The organism is Mycobacterium sp., from assembly GCF_035314665.1.
GTDB lineage: Bacteria > Actinomycetota > Actinomycetes > Mycobacteriales > Mycobacteriaceae > Mycobacterium.
On the sequence record NZ_DATFZD010000032.1, the window covers coordinates 1 to 20,089 of the forward strand.

16 protein-coding genes and 1 tRNA gene are annotated in these 20,089 nt (G+C 65.8%); 5 read left to right on the top strand and 12 right to left on the bottom strand.

The annotated features are described in order from the left end of the window. From VKI00_RS02080 to VKI00_RS02095, 4 genes are all read right to left on the bottom strand, one after another. On the bottom strand, positions 1 to 1,541 hold a 1,541-nt coding region (locus VKI00_RS02080; protein ID WP_324434931.1), incomplete at its 3' end, for a glycerol-3-phosphate 1-O-acyltransferase. Further along, positions 1,538 to 3,277: an HAD-IB family hydrolase/lysophospholipid acyltransferase family protein gene (locus VKI00_RS02085; RefSeq protein WP_324434933.1), complete on the bottom strand. Its 1,740-nt coding sequence runs from the start codon at positions 3,275 to 3,277 to the stop codon at positions 1,538 to 1,540. The genes VKI00_RS02080 and VKI00_RS02085, both read right to left, overlap by 4 nt. After that, complete coding sequence (locus VKI00_RS02090) at positions 3,274 to 4,749, bottom strand: wax ester/triacylglycerol synthase family O-acyltransferase (protein ID WP_324434935.1); 1,476 nt, start codon at positions 4,747 to 4,749, stop codon at positions 3,274 to 3,276. The genes VKI00_RS02085 and VKI00_RS02090 overlap by 4 nt, the downstream gene beginning before the upstream one ends. Before the next feature lie 226 nt (positions 4,750 to 4,975). Further along, entirely contained in the window at positions 4,976 to 6,229 is a 1,254-nt protein-coding gene (locus tag VKI00_RS02095; protein WP_324434937.1) for an alpha/beta hydrolase, read from the bottom strand. Positions 6,230 to 6,398: 169 nt separating this feature from the next. Here VKI00_RS02095 and VKI00_RS02100 point away from each other — a divergent pair. Beyond that, positions 6,399 to 6,472, top strand: a tRNA-Arg gene (locus VKI00_RS02100). 81 nt (positions 6,473 to 6,553) lie between these two features. Continuing rightward, positions 6,554 to 7,306, top strand: a complete 753-nt coding sequence (locus tag VKI00_RS02105; RefSeq protein WP_324434939.1) for an enoyl-CoA hydratase — start codon at positions 6,554 to 6,556, stop codon at positions 7,304 to 7,306. A 9-nt stretch (positions 7,307 to 7,315) separates the two neighbouring features. On the opposite strand, the gene VKI00_RS02110 is transcribed toward VKI00_RS02105, so the two are convergent. From VKI00_RS02110 to VKI00_RS02145, 8 genes are read right to left on the bottom strand one after another with little or no spacing between them, the layout of a single operon-like run. Beyond that, complete coding sequence (locus VKI00_RS02110) at positions 7,316 to 8,488, bottom strand: dihydrolipoamide acetyltransferase family protein (protein WP_324434941.1); 1,173 nt, start codon at positions 8,486 to 8,488, stop codon at positions 7,316 to 7,318. Continuing rightward, positions 8,485 to 9,516, bottom strand: a complete 1,032-nt coding sequence (gene bkdB, locus VKI00_RS02115) for a 3-methyl-2-oxobutanoate dehydrogenase subunit beta (protein ID WP_324434943.1) — start codon at positions 9,514 to 9,516, stop codon at positions 8,485 to 8,487. The genes VKI00_RS02110 and bkdB overlap by 4 nt, the downstream gene beginning before the upstream one ends. Further along, on the bottom strand, positions 9,516 to 10,607 hold the full coding sequence (gene pdhA / locus VKI00_RS02120; RefSeq protein WP_324434945.1) for a pyruvate dehydrogenase (acetyl-transferring) E1 component subunit alpha: 1,092 nt from the start codon (positions 10,605 to 10,607) through the stop codon (positions 9,516 to 9,518). Before pdhA ends, bkdB begins: the two co-directional genes overlap by 1 nt. A 52-nt stretch (positions 10,608 to 10,659) precedes the next feature. Further along, positions 10,660 to 11,478, bottom strand: a complete 819-nt coding sequence (locus tag VKI00_RS02125; protein ID WP_324434947.1) for a CoA ester lyase — start codon at positions 11,476 to 11,478, stop codon at positions 10,660 to 10,662. After that, a complete protein-coding gene (locus VKI00_RS02130; RefSeq protein ID WP_324434949.1) occupies positions 11,478 to 11,996 on the bottom strand; it encodes a MaoC family dehydratase in 519 nt (172 codons plus the stop codon). Before VKI00_RS02130 ends, VKI00_RS02125 begins: the two co-directional genes overlap by 1 nt. Beyond that, positions 11,993 to 13,153 (bottom strand): acyl-CoA dehydrogenase family protein, encoded by a 1,161-nt coding sequence (locus VKI00_RS02135; RefSeq protein WP_324434951.1) that lies wholly within the window; start codon positions 13,151 to 13,153, stop codon positions 11,993 to 11,995. Before VKI00_RS02135 ends, VKI00_RS02130 begins: the two co-directional genes overlap by 4 nt. Beyond that, on the bottom strand, positions 13,146 to 15,203 hold the full coding sequence (locus VKI00_RS02140) for an acetyl/propionyl/methylcrotonyl-CoA carboxylase subunit alpha (RefSeq protein WP_324434953.1): 2,058 nt from the start codon (positions 15,201 to 15,203) through the stop codon (positions 13,146 to 13,148). Before VKI00_RS02140 ends, VKI00_RS02135 begins: the two co-directional genes overlap by 8 nt. Continuing rightward, positions 15,160 to 16,710 (bottom strand): carboxyl transferase domain-containing protein, encoded by a 1,551-nt coding sequence (locus tag VKI00_RS02145; protein ID WP_324434955.1) that lies wholly within the window; start codon positions 16,708 to 16,710, stop codon positions 15,160 to 15,162. Before VKI00_RS02145 ends, VKI00_RS02140 begins: the two co-directional genes overlap by 44 nt. A gap of 96 nt (positions 16,711 to 16,806) precedes the next feature. On the opposite strand from VKI00_RS02145, the gene VKI00_RS02150 reads away from it, so the two are divergent. The 3 genes from VKI00_RS02150 to VKI00_RS02160 all read left to right on the top strand — a co-directional run bounded on the left by VKI00_RS02150 (position 16,807) and on the right by VKI00_RS02160 (position 20,085). Then, positions 16,807 to 17,448, top strand: coding sequence for a TetR/AcrR family transcriptional regulator (locus tag VKI00_RS02150; protein ID WP_324434958.1), 642 nt, complete (start codon positions 16,807 to 16,809; stop codon positions 17,446 to 17,448). A 120-nt stretch (positions 17,449 to 17,568) separates the two neighbouring features. After that, complete coding sequence (locus tag VKI00_RS02155; RefSeq protein WP_324434959.1) at positions 17,569 to 19,239, top strand: GMC family oxidoreductase; 1,671 nt, start codon at positions 17,569 to 17,571, stop codon at positions 19,237 to 19,239. A gap of 90 nt (positions 19,240 to 19,329) precedes the next feature. Continuing rightward, positions 19,330 to 20,085, top strand: coding sequence for an MmpS family transport accessory protein (locus VKI00_RS02160; protein ID WP_324434960.1), 756 nt, complete (start codon positions 19,330 to 19,332; stop codon positions 20,083 to 20,085). The last annotated feature ends 4 nt before the right edge of the window (positions 20,086 to 20,089 follow it).

Below are 20,089 nucleotides of genomic sequence, written 5' to 3' on the forward strand. Positions count from 1 at the left end.
CGCTCGAGATAGTCGAGCGAGTCCTGCAACGTGTGGTGCAGCTGCTCGAGCGTCAATGCCGCACCGTGGGTGGTGAGCAGCAACGCACAGACCAACCCCGTCGCCGTCACCGGCGTCGCCTGCAGGATTCGCCACGCGACCTCGAACGACATCTTCTGCAGCGCAAGCCGTTTGGCGTCCGGATCCTGGGCCAGCGGACCATGCGGCGGACCGAGGTACTGCCGCATCGAGACCGCCTCGGGGAAGCGGACATAGATCTTGCCGTAGTTGCGCTCGCCCTGCGCCCTGATGAAGTTGTACAACCACATGATGCCCTCGGGCGTCTTCTCGCCACCGCGGGCGTAGGCGGCGTACTCGGCGGTCTCGTGGAGCTGATCGAAGCCGATCGACACCGGCTGCAGCAGGATGTCTTCGCTGCGGCCGTCCAGATAGGCGTCGGCCACATAGGACAGCAGACCCAGCTTGGGCGGCAGCATCTTTCCGGTACGCGAGCGGGTGCCCTCGATGGACCAGCTGAGGTTGAACCGTTTCTCGACGATGTAGCCGACGTATTCGCGCAGGACGTACTTGTAGAGCGGGTCGCCGGCGATGTTGCGGCGGATGAAGATGACGCCGGAGCGGCGCAGCAGCGGTCCCATCACACCGAACGACAGGTTGATGCCGGCGAACACGTGCACCGGTGGGAGCCGGTTCTCCTGCATCGCCACCGGCACCACCGCGCCGTCGATGTAGGAGCGGTGGGAGAACAGCAGCACCGCCGGGTGGGCTTCCAGCGCGGTGCGCAGCGCTGCTACCTGGTACTCGTCGTAGTCGATTTCGCGGTCGAATCCCCGGCTGAGCATCCTGCCCAGGACGGAGACAAGGTCGACGGAAACTCGGCTCCACCCGGTGGCGAGTTCGTCGAGCATCTCGCCAGCCTTCTCGACGGTGGCCCCCGGAATCTTTTCCAAGCCGGCCCGAAATCGTGCGGACGCCAGGATCTCCGGCCGAATCAGTCGCGGAGATTTGTATTGCGGTCCGAGGATTCGGTACTCGGCGCGTTCCATCGCCAGCAGCGCTCGGCGGGTGACGAAATGCGCGAAGTCCCGGGGGTTTTCGCCAACCGTGAGGTCTCGCCATTGCTGGCGAAGTTCGGATACCTTGGCCGATTCGCCGGCCACCACCTGAGCGCGTGAGGGGTCAGCGCGCAGGATGTGGCGCTGCCGCCGCTCGGTGGGCTGGTAGGGATTTCGTCCGGGCAGCAGCGCCGCCACCCGGCTTAATGCCGACGCGTCGGCCTGCGGCATCCAGAAGACCCGCACCGGCACGATCGACCGGTCCTCGTCCGACTCGAGCTGGTCGACCAGTTGTGAAACAACCGCGGGCGGAGAATCCTTCGCCGGCAATGGCAACACCTCGAGCTTGGTCTCCGGGTGCCGAGCACGCTGCTGCTCCAACCATTTCGCGAGCAGTTCCGATTCCACCGGCGAGGACGACGACGCTAACACCAACGTGTCGTCGGTGGTGGTGAAGCTCCCGGTATCCGCGGTCGATCTGGTCACGATCGTCCCCTCGGCCGAGGCGTACCCGGCTGGGCCTTGGTGACCTTGCTCGCCGAGGTTTTAGGCTGGGCCTTTTTCGCGGCCTTTGCTGGTGTGGCCTTCGCCGGCGTAGCCTTCGCTGCCGTTGCCTTGGCGGCTCCGGCCTTCGCTGCGGTGGCCTTCGCTGTCGTGGCCTTGGCCGGCTTGCTCGCGGCTTTTCGCGGAGCCTTTTTCGGCGCCCCATTCTTTTCGCGGCGATACGGGCCGATTTCGGGCAGCTCGTCGACCGGCCAGTCGGCCAACGTGTCCACATACAGTTGGCGGACCTCGGCGATCCGATCCGGCAGCGTGTCCAGTGTCCAATCGGTGACCGGGATCGGCGGGAACACAGCGACATCCACCGTGCCGGGATTCATCGTGGTGGAGTTGCGCGCGGCGATGATCTCGGCGTTGCGGATCACGATCGGCACGATCGGTATCCCCACCGCCATCGCCATCCGGAACGGCCCCTTCTTGAACGGACCGACACTGGTGGTGTCCAGCCGGGTGCCCTCGGGAGCAATCATGATCGAAAGCCCTTGCCTGGCACGCTCTTCGACCTGGTGCAGTGACTCGATTGCCGCGGTCGGGTTATCCCGGTCGATGAAAACGGAATCCAGCACCTTGCCGAGCGTGCCCATGACCGGATCGCTTTCAAGTTCCTTCTTGCCCACCGCAACCCAGTTGTCGCGGATTAGCGCGCCGACGATGACCGGGTCGGCCTGGTTGCGGTGGTTGAAGATGAATACCGCCGGGCGTTGTGCCTTTAGATTCTCCGCGCCGATCACATTGAGGTTCACGCCGCTGGCGGCCAACAACAGCTGCGACCAGGTGGAGGTGAAGAAGTTCACCCCACGGCGACGGCTGCGGGTCAGCAGTCCGATACCCACTGCGCCGGCGGCCACCGGAACGAACGAGCCGAAGCCGGCAAGCGTTCGCAGCTGCGAGCCGATACCACCGCCGCCGCGGCTGGTGAACCGCAGGATCGGCCAGCCGCGGCGGCGAGCGACCGCGGCCATCTTGCCTTCCGGATTGGTCGGCCGCGGATTGCCGACCAGATACATCAGCGCGACATCTTCGTCGCCGTCGGCGTAGAAGTAGCTGTCCTTGAGGTCGATACCGTTCTCGGCAGCGAACTTCTGAACCGCGGCGGCCTTGCCCGGTCCCCAGAGGATCGGCCTGAGCACATCACCGGTTAGGCTGCCGTCCTCGTTGGTCTCGAACTTGTTGGTGAGCGTGTTGATGATGCCGAGGAAGCGGGCCACCGGGCCGACCTGAATCGTCAGCGCCGACGAACTCAGCACCACGGTGTGGCCACGAGCCAGGTGGGCGCGGACCAACTCGCGCATCTCCGGGTAGATCCGTGACTCGATCTTCTGGTTGAACAGTCGCTCGCCGATCTCTTCCAGATCGCTCAACGCGCGTCCGGCCAGCGCACCGGCGGCCTTGCCGATCAGTTCTTCGAACTCGATCCGGCCAAGCTGGTGGTTGAGGCCGGCGGTAACCATGCTGAACAGCTCGCCGACACCCATGTCCCGTCGGCGCAGCCGCTCCTGCGTGAGGATGACCGCGGTGAAGCCGGCCACCAGGGTGCCGTCCAAATCGAAGAAGGCGCCGATCTTGGGTCCGGGCGGGCTGGCCATGATTTCGGCGACCGACCCCGGCAGTCGGAGATCACGCGCCGGTTTCCGCGCCTGGCGCTCCTCAGAATCGGTCATGATCCGGACACCGATCGATTAGGCCGGCTCGACGGCTCGGCGGCGAAGGATGCGGGTACCGCGTGGATGGCGGGATCACCGGCCAGCGCGAGGATCTCGTCGAAACCCTCGAGCAGGCAACGGGCCCACAGCGCCTCGTCGCGCACCGCGGCGCGGTCGTAGCGCGTGGTGATGGTGCAGCAGCCGCCCCTCGATATCAGCACGACCATCATCGCCACGCCCGGCAGCGGACCAATACCGTACTGCCGCAATATCTTTGCGCCGACGAGGTAGGTGTCGCCGGGGTAGACCGGAACGTTGCTGGCTTGCACGTCAGAGCCGACTACCGAACCGGTCACCGACTCCAACAGCGGCCCCGGCAACACACTCAGCACTGGTGCGATGGAACCGATAATGTCCATTGCGGGTTCGTCGCGGCGCTGGGTCATCTGCGCGCGGATCTTCTGCATGCGAGCTATCGGATCAGCCGTACCGATCGGGGCCGCCAGGTTGACACCGGTGAACCGGTTGCCGCCAGCGGCGTCGGATTCGGCGCGCAGGCTGACCGGCACCGCCATCGGCAGCGTGGCGATCGGGACCCCGAGTGCCTGGTGGTAGCGCCCTAGCGCACCGCACAAGCCGGCCAGGTAGGCGTCGTTGATCGAGCCTCCACCCGCTTTTGCCGCCCGGTGCAAGTCGGCCAGCGGGATGTCAAGCGCTTCGCTGCGGGTGGCCAGGCTACGGCGACGAAGCAGCGGCGACGGTTCGGCGGCTCGGCTGACGACCCGCACTCCCGAGCGCGCGTAGTCGACCACACCCGCCATCGCCCCCCCGGGGTTGAGCACCGCCCGCCCGACCGTCGATACGACTCCCGACAGCGCGCCCAAGACCCCACCTACGACGTTGGCGGGCAGGTGGTTGAACCCTTCGCGCATCAAGTCGTTGGCCGAGAGGTCTTGCGGAATGGGTTGCGCAGTCGCCGGCTGGGGCGGCGCATCCCGTTCGAGGTCGTAGATCTGAGCGAACATCTCCACACTGCCGACACCATCAGTGACGGCGTGGGACAGGTGCAGCAACGTCGCCGCCTTGCCGTCGGCGAGACCCTCGATCAGGGTGGCCGTCCACAGCGGTCGGGCGATGTCGAGCGGCGACTGCACCATCACCTCGGCCAGGTCGAATACCTGCCTCAGCGAGCCTGGTTCGGCGACCCGCATCCTGCGCACGTGGAAGTCCAGGTTGAAGTCGGGATCGACCACCCAGCGTGGCGCTGCCGTCGGCAAGGTCGGCACAACCACCTTTTGCCGTAACCGCAACACGCGTCGGGACGCATTCTCAAAGCGGCTCAGGAAGCGGTCCCAGTCCGGGGTGGTGTCGAGGATTTCCAACGCGATGATGCCCGAGCGGGTACGCGGGTTGGCCTCTCCGCGGTGCAAGAGGTAATCGACCGGCCCCAGCGCCGCGGGCAATCCGGCCGCGTCGACCGTCTCAGCCACCGGCACTCCTCCGTCCTGTCACCGCGCCCGCTACTCGACGCGCCCATACGCTTTGCCAAGGCCCAGCGTTGCGCCGTCGGCCACTCCAACGCTAGCCCGGTTGGCGCGGTGACGGTAGCCGAATGTGCGGATCAGAACGCCAGCTTAAACGTATTCGCGATAGCCCACCAATTACCCTGGCGGGCTGCCGAATTGGAAATATGCAGCCGGTTGCGCACCGAACAATTCAGCTGGCCGGTTTGGCGCGTCTGCGTAAAACCGCCGATCGCGAGCGGAGATATCGTGCGTAAACGACACCAAGAAAGTCGGCGACAGCATCCGCAGCCAGTCGGGATCGGATCGTGGCGAACATGTCGAAGGCGTGGTGAGCATTGGGAAGCTCGGCGTGGCACACGGTAGGGGCCCCAGCCTGGCGGAGCGCGGCGCAAAAGGTCTGCGCCTGCACACTGGGAATCACCGAATCACTCTCGCCGTGCAACACAAAGAACGGCGGAGCCTTGCGATGCACGTGCGAAATCGGTGACGCCGATTCGAACAGTTCAGGCTGGTCGGCGTAGCGCGCTTGCATAACGAAATGCTCGAGAAAAGGCAGCATCATTTCGTGCATTTTTTTGACGTCTGTCAGGTCGTAGACGCCGTAATATGGCGCCGCCGCCTGAACCGTGGTGTCGGCATCCTCGAAGCCGGGCTGCAGCCGCTCGTCGTTAGCGGTGAGAGCGGCCAGCGAGGCCAGGTGTCCGCCGGCGGAGCCGCCCGTGACCGCGATGAAATCGGGGTCGCCGCCGTAGTCGCTGATGTTGTCACGGACCCAGGCCAAAGCCCGTTTGACGTCGATGATGTGTGAAGGCCACGCGTTGCGCGGGCTCTTGGAGTAGTCGATGGACACGCAGATCCAGCCCAGTTCGGCCATCCGGCCCATCAGCGGATATGCCTGAGGCCGTTTACCGTTGACGACCCAAGCTCCGCCCGGGATCTGCAACAGCACCGGCGCCCGCTCACCCGCCTTCACGGCGGGATGACGCCAGATGTCCAGCAGGTGGTCACGACCGTCTGGGCCATACGGGATATCCGACGTCTGCGCGGCGTAACGGCGGCGATGCCCGGTTGCCTGCAGCAGACCCGCGCGGCGCGCGCACGCGGGGTCCTCGGTGATCGGATGACGGACCTTTTTGCCATATTGCGGCCCAAGGGCGTCCGCCAGCGCAGTAGTGAGGATCCGGTCGGCCCGCTGGGCCGCCCAGCCCGAGGCAACACGGCCGACCGACAGCGGCGTTACCCCGGACAAGGCATGCCCGGTGACCACGTGCGGGGGAAATTCGGCCGACAGCCATTCGGCCACAAAGCGCACGACCGTCGGCGAACCGCGGAGAAGCAGCGAGCCGGTGCGGTAAGCATCGACCGGCGCGGCCGCCAGCTGCAGGCCGTGCCGCAGCATCTCGGCGCTGGCCCGCGAGTATCGGCCCCCTATGGCTACCGTCATGCTCTGCCACTCCTCGTCGTTGAGCACACGCAGCCGGTAGCGTACGTGTGTGGCGGGCCTCACACTAGCCGAATCACTGTTCCTCCCAAGGACATTTCTCTCGGCGTTGCGCGCCGGCCGTCCACCCCGTGTGTCGTTGGCTACACTGACCTGGGCTTAGGAGTCTCCAGCCCCCGTAGCTCAGCTGGACAGAGCACATGACTTCTAATCTTGTGGTCGCAGGTTCGAGTCCTGCCGGGGGCGCAGATCAGGGTCTGTCTGCGGATCTGGATCGTTTCAGCGTTTGGAATCGGCGCGTCGGCGGCGAATCAGCGGAGGTGCCCGATGCAAGATCTGGCCTTGTTCAGCGTCGACAACCATGTCGCGCTGATCACCGTCAACGACCCCGACCGGCGCAACGCCGTCACCCCGGAGATATCGGGGCAGCTGCGCGCGGCAGTGGAACGGGCCGAGGCCGATCCCGACGTGCACGCCGTCGTCGTCACCGGCGCCGGCAAAGCGTTCTGCGCGGGCGCCGACCTGAGTGCGTTGGGCGGTGCCGCCGAGCAGGGACTGCAACGGATCTACGACGGGTTCATGGCGGTCGGCAAGTGCACGCTGCCGACGATCGCCGCCGTCAACGGCCCGGCGGTCGGGGCAGGTCTGAACTTGGCGCTGGCCGCCGATGTGCGCATCGCCGGGCCGAACGCATTGTTCGACGCGCGCTTTCAGAAGTTGGGTCTGCATCCGGGCGGCGGCGCGACGTGGATGCTGCAGCGCGCGGTCGGACCACAGGTGGCCCGCGCGGCCCTGCTGTTCGGTATGCGCTTCGATGCCGAATCCGCTGTGCGGCATGGGCTGGCGCTGAGCATCGCCGACGACCCGGTCGCGGCGGCGTTGGAATTGGCGGCCGGGCCCGCGGCCGCCCCCCGCGAGGTCGTGCTCGCCACGAAGGCCACCATGCGCGCCACGGCCAGCCCCGGATCGGTCGACGCCGAGCAGCACGAACTCGCCAAGGACATCGAACTCGGGCCGCAGGCCACCTCGATCCTGTCGCCGGAGTTCGCCGCCCGGCTGGCGGCGGCGCGACGCAAGTAACCGCGGCCGCTACAGATCGAGCAGCGCCGTCTCCGGCGATTCGATCAGCCGGCGCAACTCCCCCAAAAACTGCGCCACGTTGGCGCCGTCGGCGACCCGGTGGTCGAACACACAGGTCAGGGTCATCTGCGGACGTATGACAACCGCGTCGTCGAGGACCACGGGCCGCGGTTTGAGAGACCCCATGCCGAGGATCGCGGCCTCCGGGTAATTGATCACCGGCACCCCGTCATCGAGTCCGAGCGCCCCGAAATTCGACACGGTGAATGTCGAACCCGCAAGCTCGGCCGATTTCAGGGTGCCCGCACGGGCTTCGCGAATCAGCCGCGCGACGCATCCGGCGAGTTCGCGGGTGGTCTTGTCCTGCGCGTCGGTGACCACCGGGACCAGCAGACCGCGGGGCGCGGCGACGGCGAAACCCAGGTGGATCGCGTGATGGGAGTGCACCTGCGGGCCGTCCGGGCCGTCAACCCACGTGGAGTTGAGAATCTTGTTGTGCGTCAATGCGATTACCAGAAACCGCAGCGTGAGCACGAACGGGGTGATGACTTCGTCACGAAGTCGCATCAGGGCGGTGCAGTCGACCTGCACGCTCGCATGGGCATCGGGAATGTTGCTGCGCGACAATGTCATCCGCTCCGCCATATGAGCGTGCACCCCGCGCACCGGCAACACGTCGTATGACACGCCGGCCCGCTCGGCGCCGACTCCCGCGGCTGCCAGCACGGCTTCCCGACTGACCAAGCCGTCCGGGCCCGGCGGCACGGTGCCCAGATCCACCAACAACTCGGCGGCCAGTTTCCGCACGGACGGTTTGGCTTTCGGACGTCGCCGACTGGTGTCCAGCGCGTCATCGGCGCCATATCCGACGAGAACAGGCTTCCGGTTGGACGACGAACCGTTGGATGCGGTGGCCACGCCGGGCATGGTGTCGATCCGGACCAGCAGCGAGCCGACCGCCAGCACATCGCCTTCGGCCCCGCGTAATTCCACGATGCGGCCTGCATACGGGCTGGGGATCTCGACTTCGGCCTTGGCGGTCTCCACCGAGCACAACGGTTGGTTGAGTTCGACGTCGTCACCGACCGCGACGCGCCAGCAGGACAGCGTCACCTCTTCGAGGCCCTCGCCGAGATCGGGCACGACGAAATCCTTGACGCGGTCACGATCGTCAGGGCTCACGGCTGCTCCAGCACGCGCTCAACGCAATCCAGAAGCCGATCGGGACCGGGCAGCCACAACTTCTCCAGCCGCGCCGGCGGGTAAGGGGTGTCAAACCCGCAGGCGCGCAACACCGGTGCTTCGAGTTCGTAGAACAGCTCTTCCTGGATGCGAGCGGCCAGGCCCGCGCCGTAGCCCAGGCTCCGCGGCCCCTCGTGCAACACCACACACCGCCCGGTGCGGCGGATCGACGCGGCCACGGTATCGAAATCCAGCGGGACCAGCGACCGCAGGTCAACGACTTCGAGACTCCAATCATGTTCGCGAGCAGCTATTTCAGCGGCCGACAATGCGGTACCCACCAGGCCGCCGTAGGTCAGCACGGTGACATCGGTACCCGCCCGGCGCACCGCGGCCTGCCCGATCGGAAGCCCGGGCCGGGCGGTGTCGACGACTTCGCGACCCCAGTAGCGTCGCTTGGGCTCGAGGAACATCACCGGGTCCGGACAGGCGATAGCGTGGCGCAGTAGCCAGTACGCGTCGGACGGTGTGGACGGAACAACGACCTTCAGGCCTGCAGTATGCGCCCAGTAGGACTCAGTGGATTCCGAATGATGCTCGACCGCACCGATACCGCCGAACGACGGTATCCGGACGGTGACCGCCATGTTGATTTCCCCGCGAGTGCGGGTTCGGTACTTCGCCAGGTGGCTGACCACCTGATCGAAGGCGGGATAGGAGAATCCGTCGAACTGGATCTCGGCCACCGGCACGAAGCCACGCAGCGCTAATCCGACGGCGATGCCGATCACCGCCGACTCGGCCAGCGGGGTGTCAAAGCAGCGGTCCGTACCGAATGTCGCGGTCAGTCCCTCGGTGACCCGGAAAACGCCGCCCAGCGTCGCCACGTCCTCGCCGAAAACCAACACCCGGTCGTCGCCGGCCATCGCATCGTGCAGTGCCCGGTTGAGCGCCTGTACCATGGTCATCGGCGTAGCGGTGAACAGTTCTGCAGTGGGTTGGGTTGGGGGTTCGGCGATCTGGGTCATTACACCTCCCGGCGGATTTCAGCGCGCAACTGCTGGCGTTGCGCTTCGAGACCGGGCGTCATTTCGGCGTATACCGCGGTGAAGACCTCGTCGATGTCGATATCGGGCGCCGCGAACACCGCGTCACGCAGGTCGGCCCGGAGCCGCTTGCAGCGCGCGGCGACGCGGTGTTCCAGCCGCTGCGACCACAAGCCTCGGCCGTCCAGATACGTCCGGTAGCGCGGAATCGGGTCCAGCATCTGCCAGCGGTCCAGTTCCTCCTGGCTGCGGTATCGCGTCGGATCGTCCGACGTGGTGTGCGGGCCAAGCCGGTAGGTGATCGCCTCGATCAGTGTCGGGCCGCCGCCCGCTCTGGCCCGGGCGGCGGCCTCGGCCATCACCGCGTAACACGCCAGTACATCGTTTCCGTCTACTCGTATGCCGGGCATTCCATACCCGATCGCCTTGTGCGCGATGGACGGTGCCGCGGTTTGTTCGTGCAGCGGCACGGAGATCGCCCACTGGTTGTTCTGCACGTAAAACACACACGGGGCTTTGAACACCGCCGCGAAGTTCAGCGCCTCGTGCACGTCGCCCTCGCTGGTGGCGCCGTCACCGAGAAAGGCCACCGTCATCGAGTCCTCGCCGAGCCGCTGGGCGGCCATGGCCGCGCCGACGGCGTGCAGCGTCTGGGTGCCGATCGGAATCGACATCGGGGCGCAGCACTTGTTGGTGAAATCCAGTCCGCCATGCCATGTTCCGCGCCAGGCGGCACCGACATGGCCGGGCGGGATGCCGCGCACAAGGTATACGCCCAATTCGCGGTACTGGGGAAACAGCCAGTCGGTCTTGCGCAGGCAGGCCGCCGCACCGACCTGTGCCGCCTCTTGGCCGCAGCACGACGCGAACAGCGCTAATTCACCCTGCCGTTGCAAGTTGACGAATTCGGCGTCCACATCGCGGGTGACCGCCATCATCTCGTAGAGCCAGCACAGGGTCTCCGCCGGAAGCTCGCGGCTGTAACGGACTTCTGCGGTTGGTGTCCCGTCCGGGGCGACGAGTTGGATCGGCTCGAGGTCGACAGTTATCGGCGTGAGAGCAGCTTCTGTCATACCGCCTCCAACCAACGACCGGCGCAGGTGTGCGGCGGGTCAGAGCGGGCTGCTACGAGCGGGTGTCAGTCGCCAGCTGGACAATCCGCTCGGCTCGCCGCAATACAGGCGCATCCACCATTATGCCCTCGAATGCGAAGACACCGCGTTCATCGGCGGCCGCGGCGAGAACGTGTCGCGCCCACTGCACCTGGTCCGTCGACGGTGCGTAGCCTGCCCGTATCACGGGCACCTGGCTGGGGTGGATGGCAACCTTCGCGTCGAAGCCCACCGCGACCGCGTCGTCGACTTCGGTGCGCAGCCCGTCCAGGTTCTTGATGTCGAGGTAGACCGAGTCCAGCGCGAGGCGGCCGTGTGCCTTGGCGGCCAGCAGGGATTGTGAACGGACGTGGCGAGCCACCTCGCGGTATGTCCCGTCGGGGTAGCGATTCGCGGTACCGCCAAGCACCGCGAACAAGTCCTCGGCACCCCACATCACCGCGATCGCGTTGTCCACCCGGACGGTGTCGGTGACGGCGAGCGCTCCCATCGGCGATTCGACCAGGACGATGACGTGCAACGGCGCCAGCGCGCTAACCTGTTCGGCCGCTTCGCATTTGGGCAGCATGATGGTGTCGTAGCGCGTGCGCGCCAGAGCCGCAAGGTCGAGCTGCTGATCGGCGGTGCCGAACTGATTGACGCGCACCACAGTGTGGGCCGGATCGAGTTGGACGTCGACCAGCGCTTCGCGGGCAGCAGGCCGGTCGGCGGCGGCACAGCCGTCCTCGAGGTCGAGGATCACGATATCTGCTGCAGCAGCGGCTTTTTCGTAGCGCTCTGGACGGTCCGCCGGGCAGAAAAGCCATGCCGGCCCGGGATTTTGCAGGCCCATCAGGCCACCCCGTCAGCGGCCTCCGGTGGCCGCATCCGCACCAGGGTCTTGCGGCTCGCGGTGGCGACCACGTCACCGTGCTGATTGCGACCGGTATGCGCGAACGTCACGACGCCTTCTCCGGGACGACTCTTCGATGCTCGCTTCTCGGTGATGACGGTCTCCGCGTACAGCGTGTCGCCGTGGAACAACGGTTTAGGGAACGCGATCTCGGAAAAGCCGAGATTGCCCACGATGGTGCCCTGGGTCAGTTGCGCGACCGACAATCCGACCAGGGTCGACAGGGTGAACATCGAGTTCACCAATCGCTGATTGAACGGTGGCAGCGCGTCGGAGAACGCGGCATCCAGATGCAGCGCTTGGGTATTCATGGTCAACGTGGTGAACAACACGTTGTCGGCCTCGGTAATGGTCCGACCCGGGCGATGCAGGTACCGCACACCGGTTTCGAATTCTTCGAACCACAAGCCGCGCTGGATTACCGTCTTGACGGGATGCTCGCCGTTCGTCTCAGTCACAGCCCCACCTCCCGCGCGATCAGCATCAACTGCACTTCGCTGGTGCCCTCACCGATCTCCAGGATCTTGCTGTCCCGGTAGTGCCGGGCGACGGTGAATTCGTTGATAAAGCCGTAGCCACCGTGGATTTGGGTGGCATCGCGCGCGTTGTCCATGGCCGCCTCGCTGGCCACCAATTTCGCGATCGCCGCCTGCTTCTTAAACGGCTTACCGGCCAGCATCAGCGCCGCGGCGTCGTAATAGGCGGTACGAGCGGTGTGGGCTCGAGCCTCCATCCGGGCGATCATGAATGCGATGGACTGATACCGGCCGATGGGTTGACCGAAGGCTTCGCGTTCCTTTGCGTACTTGACGCTCTCGTCGACGCAACCCTGCGCAGCTCCGGTGGACAGTGCGGCGATCGCGATGCGGCCCTCGTCGAGAATGCGCAGGAAGTTGGCATACCCGCGACCGCGTTCGCCGAGCAGATTCTCTTCGGGCACGCGCACGTCGTCGAAGCTGAGCGGATGGGTGTCCGAGGCCTTCCAGCCGACCTTGTCGTAGGCCGGCTCCACGGTGAACCCTGCCGTTGGTACCGGAATCAGGATCGAAGAAATCTCCTTCTTGCCGTCCTGCTCGCCGGTTACCGCGGTCACCGTCACCAGCTTGGTGATGTCGGTGCCGGAGTTGGTGATGAACTGCTTGGACCCGTTGATCACCCAATGGCCATCGTCGAGATGCGCGGTGGTCTTGGTTGCGCCGGCATCGCTGCCGCCGCCGGCCTCGGTCAGCCCGAAGGCACCCAGCGATCGCCCACTTGCCAACTGCGGCAACCATTCCTGCTTCTGCGCATCGGTGCCGAACCGGTACACGGGCATAGCGCCCAACGAGACGCCGGCCTCGAGTGTGATGGCCACACTTTGATCGACCTTGCCCAATTCCTCCAGCGCCAGGCACAGGGCGAAGTAGTCGCCGCCCATTCCGCCGAACTCCTCAGGGAAGGGCAGACCGAACAGTCCCATCTCAGCCATCCCGGCGACCACCTCGTAAGGAAACGAGTGCTCGGCGTCGTGCTGCGCGGCCACCGGCGCGACGACACTCTGGGCGAAGTCACGGACCGTCTTGGCCAGCTGTTGGTACTCGTCCGGGAGCATCCCGGTAGACAGGAAGTCAGTCATTGGCGCTATCCTCTGTTGCTTGTAATGCATTGCTGCTCATGGTAATCCGGGCCAGTTGCTGGCCCACCTTGACCTGGTCGCCAGCGGCGACCAGAAGTTCGACCACCCCGTCGACGGGTGCCGTCAGCGCGTGCTCCATTTTCATCGCCTCGACCGTGACGATCACGGTTCCGGCTTCGACTTCCGCACCGTCGTCGACTCCGACCGCGACGACCGCCCCCGGCATCGGGCTGGTCAATTCGGCGTCGCCGCTTTGCTCTTCGTCCGGACGAACGGGTGCTTCCCGAACCTCCTCGAGCACCGCGGTGCGGCCGCCGCCGGCCAGCCAGATCTTGCTGTCAGCGGCGGCGACGGTGTACTGGCTACGCAGGCCGTCCAGCGTCACCGTGAGGCGATTGCCGGTTAAATCGGCCTGCAGCAAAAGGGATTCGCCATCCTCGATGCGGACGGCGGCCGATCCCGGCGTGCCCGTGATGTGGACGTGGTCGGTGCGTTGTCCGGCGCGCAGCCGGATGCTTACCGGCGCCCTGGCCCCGACGCGCCACCCGGAGGGCACTTCCCACAGGTCGGCGCCCGGCGCCGGGAAAAGCCGCAACCACTGGCAGGCCGCCGCGGCGATGAACTGTTCGTCGGTAGGCGCCGCGGCGACGAAATCCCCGGCCCGCCGGTCCAACAGCCCGGTGTCGAGCCGGCCCGCGGCGACGTCGGGGTCGGCCAGCAGGAACCGGGCGAACTCGACGTTGGTGACCACACCGAGCACCGCGGTGTCCGCCAGAGCCCTATCGAGGCCGCGCAACGCCGCCGCCCGATCCGCGCCATGCGCAACCACCTTAGCCAGCATCGGGTCGTAATCGCTCCCGACGACCATCCCAGCGGACAGGCCCGAATCGACTCGCACACCTGCCCCGTCCGGCTCCACCACCGCCAGCACATCGCCGCCGGTGGGCAGGAAGCCGCTCGCAGGGTCCTCGGCGTAGACACGCGCTTCAATCGCGTGACCGTGCGAGACAATATCGGCCTGACTCACGGTCAGCTTCTCCCCCGCGGCGATCCGGACTTGCCATTCCACCAGATCCCAGCCCGTCACCATCTCGGTGACCGGGTGCTCGACCTGCAGCCGGGTGTTCATCTCCATGAAAAAGAACTCGTCGGGCCGGTCAGCCGAGACGATGAACTCCACCGTGCCGGCCCCGGTGTAATCCACGCTTCGGGCGGTATCGCATGCCGCGGCGCCGATCCGGGCCCGCGTCGCGGGATCCAGCAGCGGTGACGGTGCCTCTTCGATGACCTTCTGGTGTCGCCGCTGCAGGCTGCACTCGCGCTCACCGAGGTGCACCACATTGCCGTAAGCATCGGCGAGCACCTGCACCTCGATATGCCTGGGGCGCAACACGAATCGCTCAAGGAACAACGTATCGTCGCCGAACGCGGCCGCCGATTCCCGGCGGGCGCTGACCAGCGCGGCGGGCAGATCAGCCGGCCGCTCGACCATGCGCATGCCCTTGCCGCCGCCACCGGCGGACGGTTTGACCAGCACCGGGTAGCCGATCTGCTCGGCGGCCGCGATCAACTCTTCGTCGGTGAGCCCCGGCCGTGCGATACCGGGAACGACTGGCACGCCGAACGCCGATACCGTGCCCTTGGCGGCGATCTTGTCGCCCATGGTTTGAATCGCGCCGACCGGCGGACCAATGAACGTCACCCCCGCCGACACCAGCGCAGCCGCGAAATCAGCGTTCTCCGAGAGAAATCCGTAGCCCGGGTGGACGCCCTGGGCTCCGGTCCGCACGGCCGCATCGACGACCGCGGGGATGTTGAGGTAGCTGTCACGCGCCGGCGCCGGACCGATCGCGACCGCGATATCCGCGGCGGCGACGTGGCGCGCAGTCGCGTCGGCGTCGCTGTAGACGGCCACCGACCGGATGCCCATCGCCTTCAGTGTCCGGATCACCCGGACGGCGATCTCACCCCGGTTGGCGACCAGAACAGTATCGAATCCCACTACATCACATCCTGAAGACGCCGTAGGAAACCGGCTCGACGGGTGCATTCGCCACAACCGAAAGCGCAAGACCGACAACCGTTCTGGTGTCGGCGGGATCGATCACGCCGTCGTCCCAAAGCCGGGCCGTCGAATAGTACGGGTTGCCCTGGTGCTCGTACTGTGCACGGATCGGGGCCTTGAACGCTTCTTCCTCGTCGGCCGTCATCTCCACGCGTACCGTCGCCAGTACCGACGCCGCCTGCTCACCACCCATGACCGAGATTCGGGCGTTGGGCCACATCCACAGGAAGCGCGGCGAATACGCCCGCCCGCACATCGAGTAGTTGCCCGCTCCGTAGGATCCGCCGATCACGACCGTGAGCTTGGGCACTCGTGCGCACGCCACCGCGGTCACCATCTTGGCGCCATTTTTGGCGATACCGCCGGCCTCGTAGTCGCGGCCGACCATGAACCCGGAAATGTTCTGCAAGAACAACAACGGCACCAGCCGCTTGTCGCACAGCTCGATGAAATGCGCACCCTTGAGTGCGGATTCGGAAAACAGCACGCCGTTGTTGGCGACGATGCCGACCGGGCGGCCATGGATGTGCGCGAATCCGGTGACCAGCGTGCTGCCGTATTCGGCTTTGAATTCGGCAAATTCGCCGCCGTCGACCAGCCGGGTGATGACGTTGTGTACGTCGTAGGGTATCCGCGGATCGACCGGGACCACGTCGTAGAGCTCGGTTTGGTCGGCAATCGGATCCACGGTCGGCCGCAGATCCCAGGTGCGTGGTTCGCGCGGGCCCAGGGTCGAGACGATCCGCCGGATGATGCTCAACGCGTCGCGGTCGTCGTGCGCGAGATGATCGGTGACGCCGGAGATCTTGGAGTGCAGGTCGCCGCCGCCGAGATCCTCCGCGGATACCACCTCTCCGGTCGCGGCCTTCACCAACGGCGGACCGCCCAGGAAGATGGTGCCCTGATTGCGGACGATCACCGCTTCATCGCTCATCGCCGGCACGTACGCGCCGCCGGCCGTGCAGGATCCCAGCACCGCCGCGATCTGCGGGATGCCCTCGGAGCTGAGCTTGGCTTGGTTGTAGAAGATCCGCCCGAAATGCTCGCGGTCCGGAAACACTTCGTCTTGACGGGGCAGGAAGGCGCCGCCGGAGTCGACGAGATAGATGCAGGGCAGCCGATTCTGTCCGGCGATCTCCTGAGCACGCAGGTGTTTTTTGACCGTAATCGGGTAGTAGGTACCGCCTTTGACCGTGGCGTCGTTGGCCACGATCATGCATTCACGACCAGAGATCCGGCCGATACCGGTAATGATGCTGGCCCCCGGGCATTCGCCGTCGTACATCCCGTCGGCGGCAAGCGGAGCGATTTCAAGTAGCGGACTGCCGGGATCGAGCAGGCCGTCGACCCGGTCACGGGGCAGCAGTTTGCCGCGGTCGACGTGGCGGGTGCGGGCTCGTTCCGGGCCACCCAGCGCGGCCGCGGCCAGCTTCTCACGCAGCCGCGCGACAAGCGCGCGGTGCGCGTCGCGGTTTTCCGCCGGAGAGGTCATCGAGTGCACGCCAATTTCGGTTAATGATCACTAACTCGTGATACGTTAGTGGCGATTAACCGAAGTGTCCAGCACGAGTTGCCCAGGGAGGCCGTCATGGCGGTGTCCGCGCCGGCTGACCCTGGTAATCGCGACCGCCGCGCCGCGACACCCAATCGCCGCACTCGACGCAAATCGGACCGGCGCATGCAGCTGCTGTCGGCGGCGGAGCGGCTGTTTGCCGAGCGCGGATTTCTGGCGGTACGGCTCGAAGACATCGGCGCCGCGGCGGGAGTCAGCGGCCCGGCGATCTACCGGCACTTCCCCAACAAGGAATCGCTTCTGGTCGAGTTGCTGGTCGGCATCAGCACTCGCTTGCTGGCCGGCGCGCGCGGTGTCCGTTCCCGCGAGGCCGGCGCCGACGCGGCGCTCGACGGGTTGATCGACTTCCACCTCGACTTCGTGCTGGGTGAGCCGGATCTCATCCGCATTCAGGACCGCGACCTCGCCCATCTGCCGGCGGCAGCCGAACGCCAGGTGCGACGGGCGCAGCGCCAGTATGTGGAGGTGTGGGTGAGCGTTCTGCGCGAGCGCGAGCCCGGGCTTGCCGAGGCCGACGCGCGGTTGATGGCGCACGCGGTGTTCGGGCTGCTCAACTCGACCCCACACAGCTTGAAGCCTTCTGACGGCAGAGCGGCGAGGTCTCGGGCGGTGTTGCGAGCGATGACGCTTGCTGCGTTGACCGTCGGCGCTTCCTGACTAGTCACGCGCGCGATTTTCGTGTGCGCGGCCGGTTCGGAGGCTTACTCTCAGCGTCAGCCTGCTAACGCTCGATCGCTGTCGATCGATGGCCTTCATGCAGCTTGCGAGAGGACTTCGATGAGTCCCGACTATGACGTGATCGTGATCGGATCGGGTTTCGGCGGCTCGGTTACCGCTCTTCGCCTGAGCGAGAAGGGATATCGCGTCGGCGTGCTCGAGCAGGGTGCGCGCTGGCGGCCGCAGGACTACCCGCCGGATAGTGTGCCTTTGCGGGAGACCATGTGGCAGCCCCGTTTCGGCCTCTTTGGCCCGCTGCAGCTCACCGTTTTGAAGAATGTCGTTATTCAGTCTGCTGCGGGCGTGGGTGGCGGTTCGCTGATCTACGGCAACGTCCTCTACGAACCCACGAACCAGTTCTACAACGATCCTCAATGGGCCTCGATCACGGACTGGAAGGCCGAATTAGCGCCGTATTACGACCAGGCCAAACGAACGCTCGGCGTCGCGACCAATCCGAGGTTGACCCCCACAGATGACATCTTCAAGTCGATCGCGAAAGATCTGGGCGTCGCCGACACGTTTCACCCGACCCAGGTGGGCTCATTCTTCGGCGAGCCCGGCAAGACGGTTCCCGACCCCTACTTCGGCGGCATCGGACCAGACCGTGCCGGCTGCATCTTCTGTGGGCGCTGCATCAATGGATGCCCGCACAATGCCAAGAACACGCTCGACCGAAACTACCTGTACCTCGCGGAAAAGGCGGGCGCGCAGGTTCACCCGATTACGACCGTCGTCGACGTCCGTGAATCGCGTGCCGGCGGATACCAGGTTGAAACCGTCCACACTGGACGGTGGGTTCGCAAACAACACCGGACCTGGAGCGCCGATCAGGTCGTGTTCTCGGCCGCCGCGCTCGGCACCCAAAATCTGCTCCATCGCTTGCGGGCCAACGGTTCCTTAACCCGGATATCGGCGCGGTTGGGTGAGCTTACGCGGACCAACTCGGAGGTGGACCTGATCGCGACCTCGCGAACCCGCACGGATCTGGCCCAGGGTGTGGCCGGGACGTCATCGATCCACCCCGACGCGAACACCCATATCGAAGCGTTCCGCGTCGGCAAGGGCAGCAACTGGGGATTCCTACTGACCACCACCCTGGTCGACGGCGACCGACACCGCCTCGCCAAATGGGTGCTGACGAATCTGCGCCATCCGGCTGCATTCGCCCGTTCGTTCAACGTTCTGCGAGCCTCGGAGAGATCAATATCCCTGCTTGTGATGCAGGATTTGAACAATTCGCTGACCACCTACCTCAAACGCGGCCTTTTCGGCGCGAAGATGGCCTCCCGACAGGGGGTAGGCGCGCCAAATCCGAACTGGATTCCGGTCGCCAATGACATCGCCCGACGTGCTGCCGCAAAGATCGATGGTGACCCTCACGGCTGGTACTTCGACGTCTTCAACCGCCCGACCACCGCGCATTTCATCGGCGGCTGCCCCATCGGAGATTCACCCACCACCGGTGTCGTCGATGCGTATCAGCGGCTATACGGGTATCCGGGCCTGCACATCATCGACGGGTCGACGATCACGGCCAACCTGGGCGTCAATCCCGCGCTCACCATCACCGCGCTGTCGGAACGGGCGGTCGCGCTCTGGCCCAACAAGGGCGAACCCGACCCACGTCCTCCGCTCGGCTCCACGTACCAGCGGATTGCGCCGGTTCGGCCGCGCAGCCCGATCGTGCCCGAAAGCGCACCGGCGGCGCTTCGCCTCTCAGCGGTCTGACAACCTGACGGCCTATACGGATCCCGGACGCTCAGCGGAGTCTCGGCAGCGGGCGTCGTGCTGCAGGTACCCTGCAGCCATGAGGTGGGCATGAACGATCCACGTCGGTCCGAGCACACTCGTTCAGCTCAAGATGGGACCGAGGAAACCCGACGAATACGTCAGCCTTATCCGCAGTACGTCGACCCGGCCTACAGCGGACAGTTGTTCTATCCGCCCCCGACTTACCCCGGCCCGACACCCAACGCGAACGCAACCCACCCGACCGACAAGATTCCCCAGTATTGGCTGCACGGCCAGCCTCCGCCGTACCAAGCAACGGAAGAACGTCCACCCGGGCGACCGAAAGCACCGCGCTGGTTGTGGATTGCCGCTGCCGTGGCGGTGCTGCTGGTTGCCGCATTGGTCATCGCGCTGGTGATCGCGAACGGCACAGGGGGGAAGCAAACCGCGGTGTCGCCGCTGCCGGCGATGCCGAGTTCGTCAAACCCGACGTCAACCGCACCGACGCCGCCCTCGCCGTCCGCCACCGCGTCCGAGCCGAGCAACACAGGATCCGGCCCGCCGCCCAACGCGAGCGCGATGCAGACCGTGGAGTACAACGTCACCGGCGAAGGCCGCGCGATCAGCATCACCTACGTGGACAACGACGGAATGATGCAAACCGAATTCAACGTCGCGTTGCCGTGGAGCAAGGAAGTCAGTCTGCCGGCGTCGGGTGGCCGGGCGGCCAACATCACGATCATCAATATCGGCCACGACGTCACCTGCTCGGTGACCGTGGACGGTGTCGAGGTCAACGAGCGCAGCGGCGTCGGCCTGACCATCTGCAACGGGTCGGGCTGATCCG